The 17,244-nt window shown below is 74.5% G+C and carries 15 protein-coding genes; 5 read left to right on the forward strand and 10 right to left on the reverse strand.

The window, feature by feature from the left end:
* Positions 1-94: 94 nt before the first annotated feature.
* From pdxT to pgsA, 6 genes are all read right to left on the reverse strand, one after another.
* Complete coding sequence (gene pdxT, locus ACQUFX_RS14835) at positions 95-697, reverse strand: pyridoxal 5'-phosphate synthase glutaminase subunit PdxT (RefSeq protein ID WP_428966609.1); 603 nt, start codon at positions 695-697, stop codon at positions 95-97.
* 163 nt (positions 698-860) lie between these two features.
* Entirely contained in the window at positions 861-1,778 is a 918-nt protein-coding gene (pdxS, locus tag ACQUFX_RS14840; protein WP_067364992.1) for a pyridoxal 5'-phosphate synthase lyase subunit PdxS, read from the reverse strand.
* Positions 1,779-1,961: 183 nt separating this feature from the next.
* On the reverse strand, positions 1,962-2,453 hold the full coding sequence (locus ACQUFX_RS14845) for a hypothetical protein (RefSeq protein ID WP_211271936.1): 492 nt from the start codon (positions 2,451-2,453) through the stop codon (positions 1,962-1,964).
* 85 nt (positions 2,454-2,538) lie between these two features.
* On the reverse strand, positions 2,539-3,699 hold the full coding sequence (locus ACQUFX_RS14850) for a glycosyltransferase family 4 protein (protein WP_428966610.1): 1,161 nt from the start codon (positions 3,697-3,699) through the stop codon (positions 2,539-2,541).
* A 246-nt stretch (positions 3,700-3,945) separates the two neighbouring features.
* Positions 3,946-4,872, reverse strand: a complete 927-nt coding sequence (locus tag ACQUFX_RS14855) for a phosphatidylinositol mannoside acyltransferase (RefSeq protein ID WP_428966611.1) — start codon at positions 4,870-4,872, stop codon at positions 3,946-3,948.
* A gap of 73 nt (positions 4,873-4,945) precedes the next feature.
* Positions 4,946-5,575: a phosphatidylinositol phosphate synthase gene (pgsA, locus tag ACQUFX_RS14860; RefSeq protein ID WP_428966612.1), complete on the reverse strand. Its 630-nt coding sequence runs from the start codon at positions 5,573-5,575 to the stop codon at positions 4,946-4,948.
* A 248-nt stretch (positions 5,576-5,823) separates the two neighbouring features.
* Between pgsA and ACQUFX_RS14865 the strand changes: the two genes are divergently transcribed.
* The gene (locus ACQUFX_RS14865; RefSeq protein WP_428966613.1) at positions 5,824-7,983 is read left to right on the forward strand and encodes an elongation factor G-like protein EF-G2; all 2,160 of its coding nucleotides are present in this window, start codon (positions 5,824-5,826) and stop codon (positions 7,981-7,983) included.
* A gap of 65 nt (positions 7,984-8,048) precedes the next feature.
* Here the strand turns inward: ACQUFX_RS14865 and ACQUFX_RS14870 are convergent, their stop codons facing one another.
* Together ACQUFX_RS14870 and ACQUFX_RS14875 are read right to left on the reverse strand one after the other, a co-directional pair.
* Positions 8,049-9,050 (reverse strand): aldo/keto reductase, encoded by a 1,002-nt coding sequence (locus ACQUFX_RS14870; protein ID WP_428966955.1) that lies wholly within the window; start codon positions 9,048-9,050, stop codon positions 8,049-8,051.
* A 159-nt stretch (positions 9,051-9,209) separates the two neighbouring features.
* Positions 9,210-9,722 carry an HIT family protein gene (locus tag ACQUFX_RS14875; protein WP_428966956.1) on the reverse strand — a complete coding sequence of 171 codons (513 nt, stop codon included), beginning with the start codon at positions 9,720-9,722 and terminating at the stop codon, positions 9,210-9,212.
* A 224-nt stretch (positions 9,723-9,946) separates the two neighbouring features.
* On the opposite strand from ACQUFX_RS14875, the gene ACQUFX_RS14880 reads away from it, so the two are divergent.
* Complete coding sequence (locus tag ACQUFX_RS14880; RefSeq protein WP_428966614.1) at positions 9,947-10,699, forward strand: D-Ala-D-Ala carboxypeptidase family metallohydrolase; 753 nt, start codon at positions 9,947-9,949, stop codon at positions 10,697-10,699.
* A gap of 113 nt (positions 10,700-10,812) precedes the next feature.
* On the opposite strand, the gene thrS is transcribed toward ACQUFX_RS14880, so the two are convergent.
* The gene (gene thrS / locus ACQUFX_RS14885) at positions 10,813-12,813 is read right to left on the reverse strand and encodes a threonine--tRNA ligase (protein ID WP_428966615.1); all 2,001 of its coding nucleotides are present in this window, start codon (positions 12,811-12,813) and stop codon (positions 10,813-10,815) included.
* A gap of 249 nt (positions 12,814-13,062) precedes the next feature.
* Between thrS and ACQUFX_RS14890 the strand changes: the two genes are divergently transcribed.
* Complete coding sequence (locus ACQUFX_RS14890) at positions 13,063-13,947, forward strand: DUF1775 domain-containing protein (RefSeq protein ID WP_428966616.1); 885 nt, start codon at positions 13,063-13,065, stop codon at positions 13,945-13,947.
* A 4-nt stretch (positions 13,948-13,951) separates the two neighbouring features.
* Here the strand turns inward: ACQUFX_RS14890 and ACQUFX_RS14895 are convergent, their stop codons facing one another.
* Positions 13,952-14,872 carry an ADP-ribosylglycohydrolase family protein gene (locus tag ACQUFX_RS14895; protein WP_428966617.1) on the reverse strand — a complete coding sequence of 307 codons (921 nt, stop codon included), beginning with the start codon at positions 14,870-14,872 and terminating at the stop codon, positions 13,952-13,954.
* 73 nt (positions 14,873-14,945) lie between these two features.
* Between ACQUFX_RS14895 and ACQUFX_RS14900 the strand changes: the two genes are divergently transcribed.
* Both ACQUFX_RS14900 and ACQUFX_RS14905 read left to right on the forward strand, forming a co-directional pair.
* On the forward strand, positions 14,946-15,635 hold the full coding sequence (locus tag ACQUFX_RS14900) for a response regulator transcription factor (RefSeq protein ID WP_067365021.1): 690 nt from the start codon (positions 14,946-14,948) through the stop codon (positions 15,633-15,635).
* A 29-nt stretch (positions 15,636-15,664) separates the two neighbouring features.
* Positions 15,665-17,068 carry a HAMP domain-containing sensor histidine kinase gene (locus ACQUFX_RS14905; protein ID WP_428966618.1) on the forward strand — a complete coding sequence of 468 codons (1,404 nt, stop codon included), beginning with the start codon at positions 15,665-15,667 and terminating at the stop codon, positions 17,066-17,068.
* Positions 17,069-17,244: the final 176 nt, after the last annotated feature.

The raw sequence follows: 17,244 nt of genomic DNA on the forward strand, positions 1-17,244 counted from the left end.
CTCGGACGGCCCACGCCGCGTCGCCCAGACGGCCGGACCAGGCCGCTCAGGCGGTCCGCACCAGGCCAGCTCAGGCGGTCCGCACCAGGCCAGCTCAGGCGGTCCGGACCAGGTCCACGAAGTACCGGTGCAGCCGGAGGTCGCCGGTCAGCTCCGGGTGGAACGAGGTGGCCACCAGGTTGCCCTGCCGGACCGCGACGATCCGCCCGGCCGCCGGCCCGTCGGTGACCTCGCCGAGGACGTCGACCCCGGCACCGACCCGCTCGACCCAGGGCGCGCGGATGAAGACGGCGTGGAACGGCCCCCCGTCCACCCCCGCCAGCGCCACCGGCGCCTCGAACGAGTCGACCTGCCGACCGAAGGCATTGCGCCGTACCGTCATCTCGATGCCGGCGAAGCCGCGCTGGTCCGGGCGGCCGTCGAGGACCTCGGTGGCGAGCATGATCATGCCGGCGCAGGAGCCGTAGACCGGCAGGCCGGCGGCGATCCGCTTGTCGATCGGCTCACGCAGCTCGAAGATGTCGGTGAGCTTGCTGATCGTGGTGGACTCCCCGCCCGGGATGACCAGGCCGTCGACGGCGTCCAGTTCCTCGGGCCGGCGGACCGGGCGGGCCTGCGCGCCGACGCCGGTCAGGGCCGCGACGTGCTCACGCACGTCACCCTGCAGCGCGAGCACACCGATCACGGGTGCGGTCACGTTCCTCCCCTTCCGTCGTCCGTCGCGTCTCGTGGCCGCGCCGTTGCGCCTGCGCGTGGTCGCGCCGTTGCGCCTGCGCGTGGTCGCGCCGTTGCGCCTGCGCGTTGTTAAGAAGGGGCCCCTGCTCTACCGAATGCGTTAACAGGGGGCCCCTCCTTACACCTCACCAGCCGCGTTCGGCCAGGCGGTGCGGCTGCGGGAGGTCGTCGACGTTGATGCCCACCATCGCCTCGCCGAGCCCCCGGGAGACCTTGGCCAGCACGTCCGGGTCGTCGTGGAAGGTGGTCGCCTTGACGATCGCGGCGGCCCGCTGCGCCGGGTTGCCGGACTTGAAGATGCCGGAGCCGACGAAGACGCCCTCGGCGCCGAGCTGCATCATCATCGCCGCGTCGGCCGGGGTGGCGATGCCTCCGGCGGTGAACAGCACCACCGGCAGCTTGCCGGTCTCGGCGACCTCCTTGACCAGCTCGTACGGGGCCTGCATCTCCTTCGCCGCGACGTACAGCTCGTCGGCGGGCAGGGCCTGGAGCCGGCGGATCTCGGTACGGATCTTGCGCATGTGGGTGGTGGCGTTCGAGACGTCGCCGGTGCCCGCCTCACCCTTGGAGCGGATCATGGCCGCGCCCTCGTTGATCCGGCGCATCGCCTCGCCCAGGCAGGTCGCGCCGCAGACGAAGGGCACCGTGAAGGCCCACTTGTCGATGTGGTTGGCGAAGTCGGCCGGGGTCAGCACCTCGGACTCGTCGACGTAGTCGACGCCGAGGGACTGGAGGATCTGCGCCTCGACGAAGTGGCCGATCCGGGCCTTGGCCATCACCGGGATGGAGACCGCGTTGATGATGCCGTCGATCATGTCCGGGTCGCTCATCCGGGACACCCCGCCCTGGGCGCGGATGTCGGCCGGTACCCGCTCGAGCGCCATGACCGCGACGGCCCCGGCGTCCTCAGCGATCTTGGCCTGGTCGGGGGTGACCACGTCCATGATGACGCCGCCCTTGAGCATCTCGGCCATGCCCCGCTTCACACGGGCGGTGCCGACGACGGGCGTGGCGCTGACAGGCGGGGTGGTGGAATCGGACACGGGTCATCGCTCCTCGGACGGTGTCGGGGTGGCTTGGCGAAATGCTACGACGGGGTGAACGCGCGCCCGACAGCCAATCAGACCCACGGTGGCCTGCTCTGTGGCCGGCGTCACCCACGCCACCCGGCCCGCCACCGGGGCCACCCGGCCCGCGCCCGGGGCCACCCGGCCCGCGCCCGGGGCTCAGGCGGCCACGTCCGCCTGGGCGGGGAGGGTCGGATCGTCGATGTCGAAGTACCGGGGCCAGTCGTGCCCACGCCCCATCCGCAACAGCCGCACCAGTGGCCTCCCGCGCGCCGCGCGGGCGTCCCGGACCAGGTCGGTGTGCACCTGCCGGGCCAGCGCGAGCCGGCGGCTGGCCGCGATCACCGCCTCGCACTCCGGGTCGACCGGGTCCAGCCGGGCCGACCGGAGCTGCCGGGTGAGGTCGTTCTCGGCGGCCTCCCGCTCCCGGGGGCCCGCGTCCAGGGCGATCCGCGCCGCGGCGTACAACTCCACGCCGGACCGCCGCTCGGCCAGCACGGCGGCAGCCGCCGCCCGGCGCAGCAGGTGGGCGTCGAGGGCCCGGGCGGCCGACTCGGCACGCGTCTGGAGCCGCTCGACCCGACCGGCGGTCCAGACCAGGTACGCCGCGACCAGGCCGACGAGCACCGCTGCGCCCACCACCCACCACATGCCCGGCATCGTAGTGCTGCTCCGTTCCCCCCACCCGGCCCCGCCGGGTCACGATCGGTGACAGTCGCACCGCTGGCCCCACGGCTCAGCCCAGCCCCACCCATTCCTGGTCGATGACCCGTCCGTCCGTCGCCTCGATCGCGGCGGCGTAGACCTCCAGCACCCGGCGGGCCACCACCGGCCAGTCGAACGTCGCCACCACCTGGTCCCCGCAGGCGGTCAGCGCCGCCCGGCGGGCCGGGTCGTCCAGCAGCTCGGCGAGGACGCCCCGCAACGCCACCGCGTCCCCGGTCGGGAAGAGGCACCCGGCCCGCCCACCGTCCAGCACCCGCCGGAACGCGTCGAGGTCGCTGGCCACCACCGTGGTGCTGGCCGCGAGCGCCTCGGTGAGGATCATCCCGAACGACTCCCCGCCGGTGTTCGGCGCCGCGTAGAGGTGCACGCTGCGCAGCATCCGCGCCTTCTCCGGCTCGGAGACCCGCCCCAGGAAGGTCACCCGCTCGCGCAGGTCGGCCGGGACCGGCCCGTACAGGTCGTCGGCGTCACCGGGGCCGGCGACCAGCAGCCGCAGCCCGGGACGCTGCCGGGCCAGCGCCACGAAGGCGTCCCGCAGGATCGGGAACCCCTTGCGGGGCTCGGTGAACCGGCCCAGGAAGCCGATCGCGCCGCCGGTCCCGGTGTCGCACTCCCCCGGCCACCCGGGCAACGGCTCGGCCCCGGCGTACCGGGCCACGGTGACCCCGTTGGGGATCTCCACCGCGCCGCCGTCCATGTGCTCGACCTGCACCTTGCGGGCCAGGGCGCTGACCGCGATCCGGGCGGTGATCCGCTCCAGCACGATCCGCAGCGCCCCCTGGGCCGCGGCGAGCATCCGGGACCGGGTCATCGCCGTGTGGAAGGTCGCCACCACCGGCCCCCGGGCGGAGAGCACCGCCAGCATGGACAGGCTCAGGGTGAGCGGCTCGTGCACGTGCAGCACGTCGAAGTCGCCCCGGGTGAGCCACCGGCGGACCCGGGCGGTGGAGACCGGCCCGAAGGCGATCCGGGCCACCGAGCCGTTGTACGGCAGCGGCACGGCCCGGCCGGCCGACACCACGTACGGCGGCAACGGGGCGTCCTCGTCGGCCGGCGCGAGCACGCTCACCTCGTGCCCGAGCCCGATCAGTGCCTCGGCCAGGTCCATGACATGGTTCTGGACCCCACCGGGGACGTCGAACGAGTACGGGCACACGATGCCGATCCGCACGTCAGCGTCCTTCGTTCGCGCCTGCGGGGGCGCGCTGCGCTGCACTCCTCGCGCTCACCGGAGCCACCTTCCGCTCGCGACTGCGGGGCTCCGCTGCGCTGCACTCCTCGCGCTCACCGAGCCCGCCCTCCGCTCGCGACTGCGGGGCTCCGCTGCGCTGCACTCCTCGCGCTCACCGAGCCCGCCCTCCGCTCGCGACTGCGGGGCTCCGCTGCGCTGCACTCCTCACGCTCACCGCGACTCCCCTCAGGCCGATCCGGTGGCGGCCGGGGGGCGCGTGCCCCCGGGGCTCTTCTGGTCCAGCCACATCCGCTGCAACATGTGCCAGTCTTCCGGATGCCGGGCGATGCCCGCCGCCAGACCGTCGGCAATACGCTGGGTCAGCATCCGTACCCGCTGGTCCAGCGGCCCACTGTCCGGTTCCGGCAGGGGCAGCGGGCCGTCGATCGAGGCGCACGCGGCGTCCGGTTCGTACCACATCGAGGCGACGTAGAGCGGGGCGCCGGTGCGGATCGCCAGCAGCGCGGGACCGGCCGGCATCCGGGTGCGGCCGCCGAAGAAGTCCACCTCCACGCCCCGGGCCGACAGGTCCCGGTCAGCCAGCAGCGGCACCACGCTGCCCGCCCGCAGCCGGTCCACCAGCACGTCGAACGCCGGGCGGGGGCCACCGTGGGTGGGCAGGATCTCCATTCCCAGCCCCTCCCGGAAGGCCACGAACCGCTCGTAGACACCCTCCGGTTTGAGTCGTTCGGCGACCGTGGTGATCGGCCAGCCGGTCGCGGCCACCCAGGCTCCCGCCGCGTCCCAGTTGCCGGCGTGCGGCAGGGCCACCACCGCGCCCCGGCCGGCGGCCACGTCGGCGTGCAGCGGCTCCGGGTTGCGCAGTCGGAAACCGGACAGAATCTGTTCCCGGCTCAGCGCGGGCAGCCGGAACGCCTCCATCCAGTACCGGGCGTACGAGCGCAGGCCCCGGCGGACCAGGTCGTCCAGCTCGGCCTCGGGGACCTCCGGGCCGACCACCCGGCGCAGGTTGGCCCGCAGTCGGGTGGCGCCCCCGCCCCGGCGCCGGTGGGCGCGGTCGGCACCGGCCTGGAAGGCGGCGGCCACCATCGGCCGGGGCAGCGCGCGGATCATCCGCCACCCGGCGACGTACGCGAGTTCGGTGGCGTTCACCCGGGCCGGCCCCCCGCCCCCGCCGGACTCCCGCCGCGTGGCGCGACCGGCTGGTCGGCACGGGCGTCGGGCGTCACCGCTGCCCGTCCGGTTGGAGCTGGCGGGCCTGCCGGTACACGTGCGCCATCCGCTGCCCGACGGTGAACACCGAGACGGCGGCGAGCAGCCAGAGCGCCACCGGCAGGGCCGGGCCGACGCCGAGGCCGGTGAGCAGCCCGCCGACCCCGACGATGAGCAGCCGCTCGGTCCGCTCGGCGATGCCCACGTTGCAGGTCATGCCGAGGCCCTCGGCGCGGGCCTTGACGTACGAGACCAGCCCACCGGCGGCGAGGCAGAGCAGCGCCGCCGCCACCCCGGCGTGGTTGCCCTCGGTGGCCAGCCAGTACGCGACGGCGCCGAAGACCGCGCTGTCGGCCACCCGGTCCATGCTCGAGTCGAGGAACGCGCCGAAGCGGGTCGAGCCGCCGGACATCCGCGCCATCGTCCCGTCCAGCAGGTCGGTGAGCGCGAAGACGGTCACGATCAGGGCACCGGCGACCAGGTGGCCCCGGGCGCCGAAGCCGAGCGCACCGACGAGCACCCCGACGGTGCCCACCACGGTGACCGTGTTGGGGGTGACGCCCGCCCGGAGCAGGCCGCGTGCGACGGGCTCGACGACGCGGGTCATCGCCGCGCGGGCCGACACTTGGAAGATCTTCGCCATGGCGGTCCCACGATAACGGTCGGTCCGTCACCGGCGATACGGCCGGTGGTGATCGGCGCGGCGGGCGGGCTTGTGCCCCGCCCCGCGCGGGTGTCTGATCGGTGGGGGAAGGTGAGCCAGGTCACGGTTCGCCCGCCCCGTCCCCGCTGTACCGCAGTGCACCGGAGGATATCGCCGCGGATTCGCCCCGGGCCCCTTCCCGTCGCGCGCGGCGGTCGCCACCACCACGGCTGAGGGAGGTGCGCCCGATGGCGCAGAGGAGTCAGGACAAGGCGACCACCGGCGGTGGGCTGGCGGTGACCGATCCCGGCGGGATCCGCAACGTGGTGCTCGTCGGGCACTCCGGAGCGGGCAAGACGACGCTGGTCGAGGCGCTGCTCGCGGCGAGCGGCACGATCGGCCGGGCCGGCTCGGTCGCCGACGGCACCACGGTCTGCGACCACGACCCGGCGGCGGTCCGCCAGCAGCGCTCCGTGGCGCTGGCCTGCGCGCCACTGCGGCACGACGGGGTGAAGGTCAACCTCCTGGACACCCCCGGGTACGCCGACTTCGTGGGCGAGCTGCGTGCCGGCCTGCGGGCCGCCGACGCGGCGCTGTTCGTGGTCTCGGCCGTCGACGGGATGGACCTGGCCACCGCCGCCCTGTGGGAGGAGTGCGCGGCGGTCGGGCTGCCCCGGGCGGTGGCGGTGACCCGGCTGGACCACCCGCGCGGCGACTTCGACGAGGCGGTGGCGCTGTGCCAGCGGGTCTTCGGCGACAACGTCCTCCCGCTGTACCTGCCGATGCTCGGCGACGACGGCGAGTCGGTGGCCGGCCTGATGGGGCTGGTCACCCGCCGGGTCTTCGACTACTCCGGCGGGCTGCCCGCCACCGTCCGCGAGCCGGACCCGGAGCACCTGCCGGCGATCCTGGAGGCCCGCGACGAGCTGATCGAGGGGATCATCGCCGAGAGCGAGGACGAGACCCTGATGGACCGCTACCTCGCCGGTGAGGAGATCGACACCGCCGTCCTCGTCAGCGACCTGGAGACGGCCGTCGCCCGGGGCCACTTCTACCCGGTGCTGCCGGTCTGCGCGGCCACCGGGGTCGGGCTGGACGTGCTCCTCGACGCCCTGGTCGCCGCCTTCCCGTCCCCGCTGGAGCACGACCTGCCCGTGGTGACCGGGGTGGACGACACGCCCCGCCCGCCGTTGACCTGCGACCCGGACGGCCCCCTGGTCGCCGAGGTGGTCCGGACCACCGTCGACCGGCACGTCGGGCGGGTCTGCCTGGTCCGGGTCTTCTCCGGCACCCTGCGTCCGGACCAGGTCGTGCACGTCTGCGGGCACGGCATGGCCGAGCGGGGCCACCCGGACCACGACGCCGACGAGCGGATCGGGCACCTGTACTCGCCGCTGGGCGCGACGCTGCGCGAGGTGCCCCTCGCCGTGGCCGGTGACCTCTGCGCGATCACCAAGTCGGGCAGCGCGGAGACCGGGGACACCATCTCCGCCAAGGACGACCCGCTGCTGATCGCCCCGTGGGAGATGCCCGAGCCGCTGCTGCCGGTGGCCGTCGCGGCGCGCAGCCGGGCCGACGAGGACGCGCTGGCCCGCAACCTCGGCCGCCTGGTCGCCGGGGACCCGACCCTGCGGCTGGAGCGCAACCCGCAGACCCACCAGGTGGTGCTCTGGTGCATGGGTGAGGCGCACGCGGACGTGGTGCTGGAGCGGCTGCGCAGCGGCGGGGTCGAGCTGGACACCGAGCCGGTCCGGGTGGCGCTGCGGGAGACCCTGACCGTCCCGGCCACCGGGCACGGCAGGAACGTGAAGCAGTCCGGCGGCCACGGCCAGTACGCGGTCTGCGACATCGAGGTGGCGCCGCTGCCGCGCGGTGGCGGCTTCGAGTTCGCCGAGCGGGTGGTGGGCGGGGCCGTCCCGCACACCTACATCCCGTCGGTGGAGAAGGGGGTACGCGCCCAGATGGAGCGCGGCCTGCTCGCCGGGTACCCGGTGGTGGACCTGCGGGTGACCCTCATCGACGGCAGGGCGCACAGCGTCGACTCCTCCGACGCGGCGTTCCAGACCGCCGGCGCGCTGGCGCTGCGCGACGCCGCCGAGAAGGGGCAGCCGGCGCTGTTGGAGCCGGTCGACGAGGTGACGGTCCGGGTGCCCGACCACACCGTCGGCGCGGTGCTGGGCGACCTGTCCGGCCGGCGGGGCCGGGTGCTCGGCACCGAGCCGGACCCCGACGCCGAGGGGCGGTCCCTGGTCCGCGCCGAGGTCCCCGCCACCGAGCTGGTCCGGTACGCGCCGGAGCTGCGCTCGCTGACCGCCGGGGCGGGCACCTTCCGGCGTCGCTTCGCCCACTACGAGCCGGTCCCGGCGCACCTCGCCGACCAGCTCCGCAAGGAACACGCGCCGGGCTGACCCACCGCGGCCCGCCCGGTCCGTCGTCGCGGCGCGGCCGGCGACGGACCAGGCCGGACGGGCGGTCAGGGGCGGGCGGTGGGCAGCATCGGGCTGGGCCAGTAGGGGCGGTCCACCTCCCGCAGGGCCGCCGCGCGCAGGGCCGCGAGCTGCCGTTCCACCTCGGCGAAGTGGTCCGGTTCGAGCGGCCCCCGGGCCAGCGCGGCGGTGTTCTCCTCGACCTGGGCCACGGTGCGGCAGCCCGGGATGGGAACGGCCCGGTCACTGCGCGCCCAGAGCCAGCCCAGCGCCCCCTGGGCCAGGGTGCGTCCGTCGGCGGTCAGCGCCGCGCGGGCCGCCTCGACCCGGCGCAGCCACTCCGGCGCGGGCCGGCCGCCCCGGAACCACTCCAGCCAGCCCGACGTCACCCCCCGCACGTCGTCGCGGGGCAGCGTCGAGGCGGGCGTGTACTTGCCGGTGAGCAGCCCCATCCCGAGCGGTCCCCGGTTGATGCTGGCCAGGTCGTACTTGTCGCAGACGGCGAGCAGGTCGGGGGCGTCGCGCAGCACCGACAGGGTGTGCTGCACGGCGGCGGCGTGCGGGGCGTCGCGCCCGAGGGCGGTGGCCCGGTCCACCCGGTCGGTGCTCCAGCCGTACGCCCGGACCAGCCCGTCGGCGACGAGGTCCTCCAGCGCCCCGACCAGCGCCTGCGCCCGGGGTACCGGCAGGTCGGCCAGGTGTAGCTGGTAGAGGTCGATCCGGTCGGTGCCCAGCCGGCGCAGCGAGTCGCGGACCGCCCGCCGCAGGTACGCCGGGGTGGCGTCCGTCCCGGTGGCCTGGCGGGTGCGTTCGTCGAAGGTATACCCCCACTTGGTGGCGATCACCGCCTCGTCGCGCCGGCCGGCCAGGGCGCGGCCGAGGAGGCGCTCCCCGTGCCCCGCACCGTACGTGTCGGCGGTGTCGAAGAGGGTGACGCCGAGGTCCAGCGCCCGGCGGACCGCCCGGATCGACTCCCCGTCGTCCACCGGGCCCCAGCCCAGCGGGGTGCCACCCTCGGCCCAGGGGCCGGCGATCGCCCAGCATCCCATGCCGAGGGCACTGACCTCGATGCCGCTGCGGCCCAACGTGCGCGTCGACAAGCCCACCGCCGCATCCTGCCATCTTTCGGACACGACCTGACAGAAGTCCATCACGACCATCCGTACGGGCGGGCGACGGTAGCCGGATCACCCGCGCGGCGGGCGAGGTCAGGCGGGCCAGGCGCGCACGAGCAGGTCGCGGGTGTCGGTGAGCAGTTGCGGGAGGACCTTCGTCCGGCCGATCACCGGCATGAAGTTGGCGTCCCCGCCCCACCGGGGCACCACGTGCTGGTGCAGGTGGGCGGCGATGCCCGCGCCGGCCACGCCGCCCTGGTTCATCCCCAGGTTGAACCCGTGGGCGCTGCTGACGCCCCGGATCACCCGCATCGCCGTCTGGGTGCACGTGGCCAGTTCGACCGTCTCCGCCGCGTCGAGGTCGGTGTAGTCGGCGACGTGCCGGTACGGGCAGACCAGCAGGTGACCCGGGTTGTACGGGTACAGGTTGAGCACCACGAAGACGTGCTCGCCCCGGGCCACGACCAGGCTCTCCTCCGGCGGCAGCCCCGGCGCGCGGCAGAACGGACAGCCGGCCGGTTTGTCGTACCCGCCCTCCGGCCGGTCCCCACCGGAGATGTACGTCATCCGGTGCGGCGTCCAGAGCCGGTCCAGCCCGTCGGCCATGTCCCTGTCGGTGTGCCCCTCCGCCCCAGTCACACCGGCGATCCTACGTTCCCGCCCGGCGACGGCCCACCGGCGGCGGACCGCCGTTCCGCGCCGACCTGCGGCGCGACCGGAACCGGGCCGACAGGTGAGTAAAAAGCAAGTTAACGATCTTGACTTGGGCATTGATGTCGATAAAGACTCCCATCGCATTAGAGCCTGATGATCGTCGATGGGAGATCCCCGTGAGTCGCCGTGCCACCCTCCTGCACCGCCTCGGCCGGACCATCACCGCCGGCCTCCTGGCCGCCGTCGCCTCCCTGGTGGCGGTGACCGCCACCGGCACCGCCGCCCAGGCCGACGGCTGCTACACCTGGGGCCGCGCGCTGTCCCAGGGCATGTCCGGCGAGGACGTCCGCCAGCTCCAGATCCGCGTCTCCGGCTACCCCGGGTACGGCGCGGTGCTCGGCCTGGACGGGGTCTTCGGCCCGGCGACCCGGTCCGCGGTGATCCGCTTCCAGCAGGCGTACGGCCTGGCCGCCGACGGGATCGCCGGGGCGCAGACCTTCGCCACCCTGTACAACCTCCAGGACGACGACTGCACCCCGGTCAACTTCACCTACGCCGAGTGGAACCGGTGCAACAGCACCTGGTCCGGTGGCGCGGTGGCGGCGGGCACCGCCCGGTTCAACGCGCTGGTCTCGATGTGGAAGCTCCAGGCCATGCGGCGGGCCCTCGGCAGCGTCCCGCTCACCATCAGCAGCGGGTTCCGCAGCACCGCCTGCAACAACGCGGTCGGCGGGATCTCCACCAGCCGGCACCTCTACGGCGACGGCGTGGACCTCGTCGGGTCGCCCTCGTTCTGCCGCCTCGCCCAGCAGGCGCGCAACCACGGCTTCACCAACATCCTCGGCCCCGGCTACGCCGGCCACAACGACCACGTCCACCTGGGCAACACCCCGAGCCGGCACTGGTCGGCACCGAGCTGCGGGATCTGACCCCACCCACCCCGGCCGGGCCGGGCGTAAGGAAGGGCCCCTTCTTAACACCGTGTGGTGAGAAGGGAGCCCTTCTCTACCGTAGGCGTTAAGAGGGGGCCCTTCCTTACGGGTCAGGCGGCGGAGGGGCCGGCGTTGCTGCGGGAGCGGACCACGTCCAGGACGTGGGCCACCGCCTCGGCCACCGGCACGCCGTTGCGCTGCGAGCCGTCGCGGTACCGGAAGGAGACCGTGCCCGCCGCCACGTCGTCGTCCCCGGCGATCACCATGAACGGGATCTTCTGCTGCTGGGCGGTACGGATCTTCTTCTGCATCCGGTCGTCGCCGGTGTCGACCTGGGCCCGGATCCCCTCGGCGCGCAGCGCCGCGACGAAGCCGTGCAGGTACTCGGTGTGGTCCTCGCGGATCGGGATGCCGACCACCTGCACCGGCGCCAGCCAGGCCGGGAACGCCCCCGCGTAGTGCTCGGTGAGCACCCCGAAGAACCGCTCGATCGAGCCGAAGAGCGCCCGGTGGATCATCACCGGCCGCTGCCGGGTGCCGTCGGCGGCCTGGTACTCCAGGCCGAACCGCTCCGGCAGGTTGAAGTCGACCTGGATGGTGGACATCTGCCAGGTCCGGCCGATCGCGTCCTTGGCCTGCACGGAGATCTTCGGCCCGTAGAAGGCCGCGCCGCCCGGGTCGGGCACCAGGTCCAGCCCGGACTCCTGCGCGGCGGAGCGCAGCGCCTCGGTGGCCCGCTCCCAGTTCTCGTCGGTGCCGACCGACTTCTCCGGGTTGCGGGTGGACAGCTCCAGGTAGAAGTCGTCCAGGCCGTAGTCGCGCAGCAGTTCGAGCACGAAGGCGAGCAGCGACTTCAGCTCGCCCGCCATCTGCTCCTCGGTGCAGAAGATGTGCGCGTCGTCCTGGGTCATGCCGCGCACCCGGGTCAGGCCGTGCACCACACCGGACTTCTCGTACCGGTAGACCGTGCCGAACTCGAACATCCGCAGCGGCAGCTCACGGTAGGACCGCCCCCGGGACCGGAAGATCAGGTCGTGCATCGGGCAGTTCATCGGCTTGAGGTAGTAGTTCGCGCCCTCCACCTCCATGGGCGGGAACATGCCGTCGGCGTACCAGTCGAGGTGCCCGGAGACCTCGTACAGGTGGCCCTTGGTGATGTGCGGCGTGTTCACGAACGCGTAGCCGGCCTGCTCGTGCTTGAGGCGCGAGTAGTTCTCCATCTCCCGGCGGATGATGCCGCCCTTGGGGTGGAAGACCGCCAGGCCGGAGCCCAGCTCGTCGGGGAAGCTGAACAGGTCCAGGTCCACGCCGAGCTTGCGGTGGTCGCGGCGGGCCGCCTCCTCCAGCAGCTTCAGGTACGCCTTCAGCTCGTCGCGGGTCGACCAGGCGGTGCCGTAGACCCGCTGGAGCTGCGGGTTCTTCTCCGAGCCCCGCCAGTACGCGGCGGCCGACCGCATCAGCTTGAACGCCCCGATCAGGCGGGTGTTCGGCAGGTGCGGGCCCCGGCACAGGTCCGACCAGCAGACCTTCTCCTCGGTCGCGGCGAGGTTGTCGTAGATGGTCAGCTCACCGCCGCCGACCTCCATCACCTCGGAGGAGTCCAGCCCTTCGCCCTTGACGTCGATCAGCTCCAGCTTGAACGGCTCGGCGGCCAGCTCGGCCTTCGCCTCGTCCAGGCTGTCGAACCGCCGCCGGCGGAACCGCTGCCCGGACTTGACGATCTCCTGCATCCGCTTCTCGAGCTTAGCCAGGTCGTCCGGCTGGAACGGCTTGTCCACGGCGAAGTCGTAGTAGAAGCCGTTCTCGATCGGCGGGCCGATGCCGAGCTTGGCCTCCGGGAACACGTCCTGCACCGCCTGGGCGAGCACGTGCGCGGTCGAGTGACGCAGCACGTTCAGCCCGTCCGGGCTGTCCAGGGCGACCGGCTCGACGCTGGTCTCCTCGGCCGGCGCCCAGTCCAGGTCGCGGAGCTGGCCCTGCGGGTCGCGGACCACCACGATCGCCTTCGGGCCGGCCGTGGGCAGCCCGGCCGCCGCCACCGCGTCGGCCGCCGTGGTCCCGGCGGCGACGACGACGGGGTCGGCCACGACGGGGGTACGGGGTGCGGACACGGTGACTCCTCCAACGACAGGTAGCGGATGGGGCCGAGGACCGGCCCCGCCGATGCTATCGGTCCCACCCCCCACCCCCGCCACCGGGAAAGGAAGGGCCCCCTGTTAACGCCTCCGGTAGTGCAGGGGCCCCCTGTTAACACCCGCCGTCGCCCGCGCGATTGAACCTTTGCCGCCCGCCGCCCGAACTACCACGTGTGGTCGGCGTCGGTACGACCACCTGGACACCCGATGGGGAGGCAGATCGCCATGACCCGTAGCGACAGCCGGCGGAGCCGGACCGGACCGCTGACCGCCCTGGCGGTCGCCGTCGCGGGGGTGCTGGGCTGGCCCGCCCCGGCGCTGGCGGCGGACGTGACGAGCACGCCGGCGCAGGCCCGCCAGGGTGACCCGGTGAAGTTGGAGATCGTGGTGCCCGAGGAGCGCCCCGGCACCCGTACCCGTCAGGTCGAGCTGCGGCTGCCGGCGCAGGCGCCGGTCGCCGAGGCGTACCCGATGTCCGTCGACGGCTGGGCGCCGACGATCACCAGCCGGACGCTGGACGAGCCGGTGGTGAGCCTGCACGGTCCCCGGGTGGAAACGGTCACCGCCGCGGTGACCTGGATCCGGGTCGGCGGCGGGGGCGGCGGCCCGCACCGGTTCGCCGTCTCGATGGGCCCGCTGCCGCAGGCCGAGCGGATGACGTTCGAGGTGGTGCAGACCTACGCGGACGGCACGGTGGTGCGCTGGGCCGACCCGGCGGGCGGGACGCACCCGGCGCCGGTGCTGACCCTGCTGCCGCCGGCTCCCGGCGCGGCGGGCGGCGGGGGGCACGCCGGCCACGGCAGCGGCCTCGCCGGCCCCGACGAGTACGGCGGGTCCGCCCCGTACGAGCCAACGGCGGCGGACGGCGGCGGCCCGAGCGCGGACGTGCTGCTGGGGGCGGGACTGCTCGCCGGCCTCGGCGGCGGGGCGGCGGTCGGCTGGCTGGGCAGTCGCTGGCGGCGTCGCCACCGGCCGGCGGAGGACGCCGAGCGCGGGCCCAGCCTGTCGGACACCCTGTCCGTGCGAGCGGAGCCGACCGTGGGAGCGGAGCCGACGACGGGGACGGCGCCGGCCGTCGGAGCGGAGCCGACGGTGGGAGCCGGGCGCTGACCGGTCAGCCGGCCCAGGGCGGGAGGGCCTCGCGGGCCGCCAGCCAGGCGGTGGGGACGCCCCCGGGGGTACCCACGCCGGTGTGCGCGGCCACCACCGCGCCGACGATGGCGGCCGTGGTGTCCACGTCCCCGCCGGCCTCGACGCAGGCCCGGACCGCCGCCGGGTAGTCGTCGAGGTGGGTCGCGGCAGCCCAGAGCGTGAACGGCACGGTGTCCTGCGCGACGACCCGGGAGCCGTTGCCGAGGGCGTCGACCACCTCGGCCACCGGGCGGCCCAGCAGGCCGGCGGCGCGGCGTACCCCGTGGTGCACCTCGGTGGCCGGGTCGAGCGTCGCGGCGACCGCGGCGAGCAACCGGGCCGGCGCCGGGCGCTCGCCGGCCAGCCGGCCCCGGGCGGCGAGCGCGGCGGCCACCGCCACCGCGACCGCCCCGGTGATCCCCTCCGGGTGGCCGTGGGTCACCTCGGCGCTGGCCCGCGCCTGGGTGGCGGCCCGGGCCGGCGAGTCGGCGAAGTACGCCCCGAGCGGGCCCACCCGCATCGCCGCGCCGTTGCCGCAGGAGCCCTGCCCGTCGAAGGCGGAGGCGGCGGCCACCGGCCAGGGCGTACCGGTCCGGATCAGGCGCAGGATGGTCACCGCGCCTGGCCCGTACCCCCGGTACGGCTCGCAGCGCTCGGCGAAGGCGCGGGCCAGCCGGTCCCGGTCGATCTCCCCCGCCCCGGCCAGCTCGGCCACCACCGAGCAGGCCATCTCGGTGTCGTCGGTCCACGACCAGGGCGCCGGGGGCAGCCGGCCGGCGGCGAGGTCGGCGGGGTGGCGCCCCGGCACGAAGAACTGCGAACCGAGGGCGTCGCCGACCGAGAGGCCGGCCAGGGCGTCCCGGGCGAGGGCCAGGCGGGTGTCGGCGAAGAGGACGAATGTCATGTCCGTCCCAGCGTGCCCGGTGAGCTGGTGTGCCGCAACGCGGTCGACTTGCCACGGGCAGTACGGTCGTGACGTGGCCACCGTGCTCCTGGTCGAAGACGACCACGTCGTCCGCGGCGCGATGCTGCGGTCCCTGACCGACCGGGGGCACGCCGTGCACGCCGTCGGCACCGCGCTGGACGCGCTGCGCCGGGTCGCCGCGGAGACCCCCGACCTGGTCGTGCTCGACCTGGGCCTGCCCGACCTGGACGGCTCGGACGCGCTGCGCATGCTGCGCGGCATCACCGACGTGCCGATCATCATCGCCACCGCCCGCGACGACGAGCAGTCGGTCGTCCGGCTGCTGCGCGCCGGCGCGGACGACTACATGGTCAAGCCGTTCACCGGCGCCCACCTGGACGCCCGGATCACCACCGTGCTGCGCCGGGTCGGCCGGGCCAGCCGGGCCGTCGCGCCGGCCGTGCACACCGTCGGCGGCCTGCGGGTCGACGTGGGCGAACGCAGCGCCCACCTGGACGGCGAGCCCCTGGCGCTGACCCGCAAGGAATTCGACCTGTTGGCGTATCTCGCCGCGCGACCCGGCCGGGTAGTGTCCCGGCGGGAACTCTTGGAGGAGGTATGGCGGCAGCCATCGGTCGGCGAGGACCAGACGATCGACGTCCACCTGTACTGGCTCCGGCGCAAAATGGGCGAGTCCGCGGCGAAGCCCCGCTACCTGCGCACCGTGCGGGGGGTCGGATTCCGGTTGGTGGCACCCGACTGAGGGTCGCGCTGGCCTGGCTCACCGCCGGCATGTGCACCCTCATCACGCTGGCCGCCCTGGTCCCACTCGGCTTCGCCCTGGCGGACCAGGCCCGGGAGCAGGCCCTCGCCGACGCCGCCCGGCGCAGCGCGCTGGTCACCGGCGCGCTCACGGTCAGCACCGACCCGGCCGCCGTCGACCGCGCCGTCGCGGCCACCGGCGACGACCCGCAGACCCGGCCCGTCGTGCACGGTCTCGGGGACGGGCCGGCCACGTCCCGGGCCGACCCGGCCGACCTCGCCACCGCCGGCGCCGACCGGCGCCCGATGGTCGTCGACGTGCCCGGCGGGGTGGTCCGCCTCGACCCGGTGGTGCTCGGCGGGACGGTCGCGGTGGTCGAGGTCTTCGTGCCCGACGCCGACCTGGCCGGGGACGTCGGCGGACGCTGGTGGCTGCTGGCGGCGGTGGCCGCCGCGCTGGTGGCCGCCGCGGTGATCCTGGTGGACCGGATCGCGGCGCGGACCGTCGACTCGGCCCGGGAGCTGACCAGGGCGGCGCTCGCGGTGGGCGACGGCGACCCGGGGGTACGCCTCGACCCGGGCGGCCCCCGCGAGCTGGCCGAGGCCGGGTACGCGTTCAACCGGATGGCGGACCGGCTGGTGGTCTCCCGCGCCGACGAACGGGAGCTGGTCGCCGACCTGTCGCACCGGCTGCGTACCCCGTTGACGGTGCTGCGGCTGGACGCCGAGGCGCTGGAGTCCGACGACACCAGCGTCGGGGCGTTCAGCCAGGCGGAGTTGGACCGCCGCCGGGGCATCCGGCGGATCCGGCAGGCGATCGTCACCCTGGAGGGCGAGGTCGACGAGCTGATCAAGACCACCCGCAAGGTGGTCACCCAGGAGACCGCGCCGGCCACCTGTGACGTCAGCGAGGTTGTCCGGGACCGGATGGTGTTCTGGGCGGCCCTCGCCGGTGACCAGCACCGCCCGCACCGGGTCACCGGGGCCCAGCTCCGGATCCCGGTGCCCGTCGCGCGGGCCGAGCTGGCCGCCGCCCTGGACGCGGTGATCGGCAACGTCTTCCGGTACACCCCGCAGGGGACGGCGTTCGAGGTGGCCGTCTCCCGTCGGGACGGGTACGTGGCGGTCCGCATCGACGACGCCGGCCCCGGCATCCCCGACCCCGACCGGGCGCTGCGCCGGGGCGCCAGCGACCAGGGCTCCACCGGCCTGGGGCTGGACATCGCCAAGCGGGTGGCGTTGCAGGCCAACGGCTCGGTGAGCATCGACCGGGCCCGGTTGGGCGGGGCCAGCGTGGTGATGCTGCTGACCGACCCGGAGGCGACCCCCCGCCCGGTCAACCGCTTCGGCCTGGTCGGGCGGATGACCCGGGAGGTCCGGGAGCCGCAGAGCGGCCCCCGGCGCTGGCTGCGACGGCGCACCGGCGGCGACTGAGCGGAGGCGTCAACTGTGCCGGAACGCAAGTTTTTCTTAGCTTCGGCTTAACCGCGCCACCGGACGTCCGCCCCGGTGCCATGCTCACTGGCGAACCCATCAGTTCCACCGGCTGACTGCCTGCAACACCCACCGGCCGGTGCAGCCGTGCGTGCGGCGGGAGCCTGGTCCCCCAC

The organism is Micromonospora fluostatini (genome assembly GCF_050410825.1).
GTDB classification, from domain to species: Bacteria; Actinomycetota; Actinomycetes; order Mycobacteriales; family Micromonosporaceae; genus Micromonospora; species Micromonospora rosaria.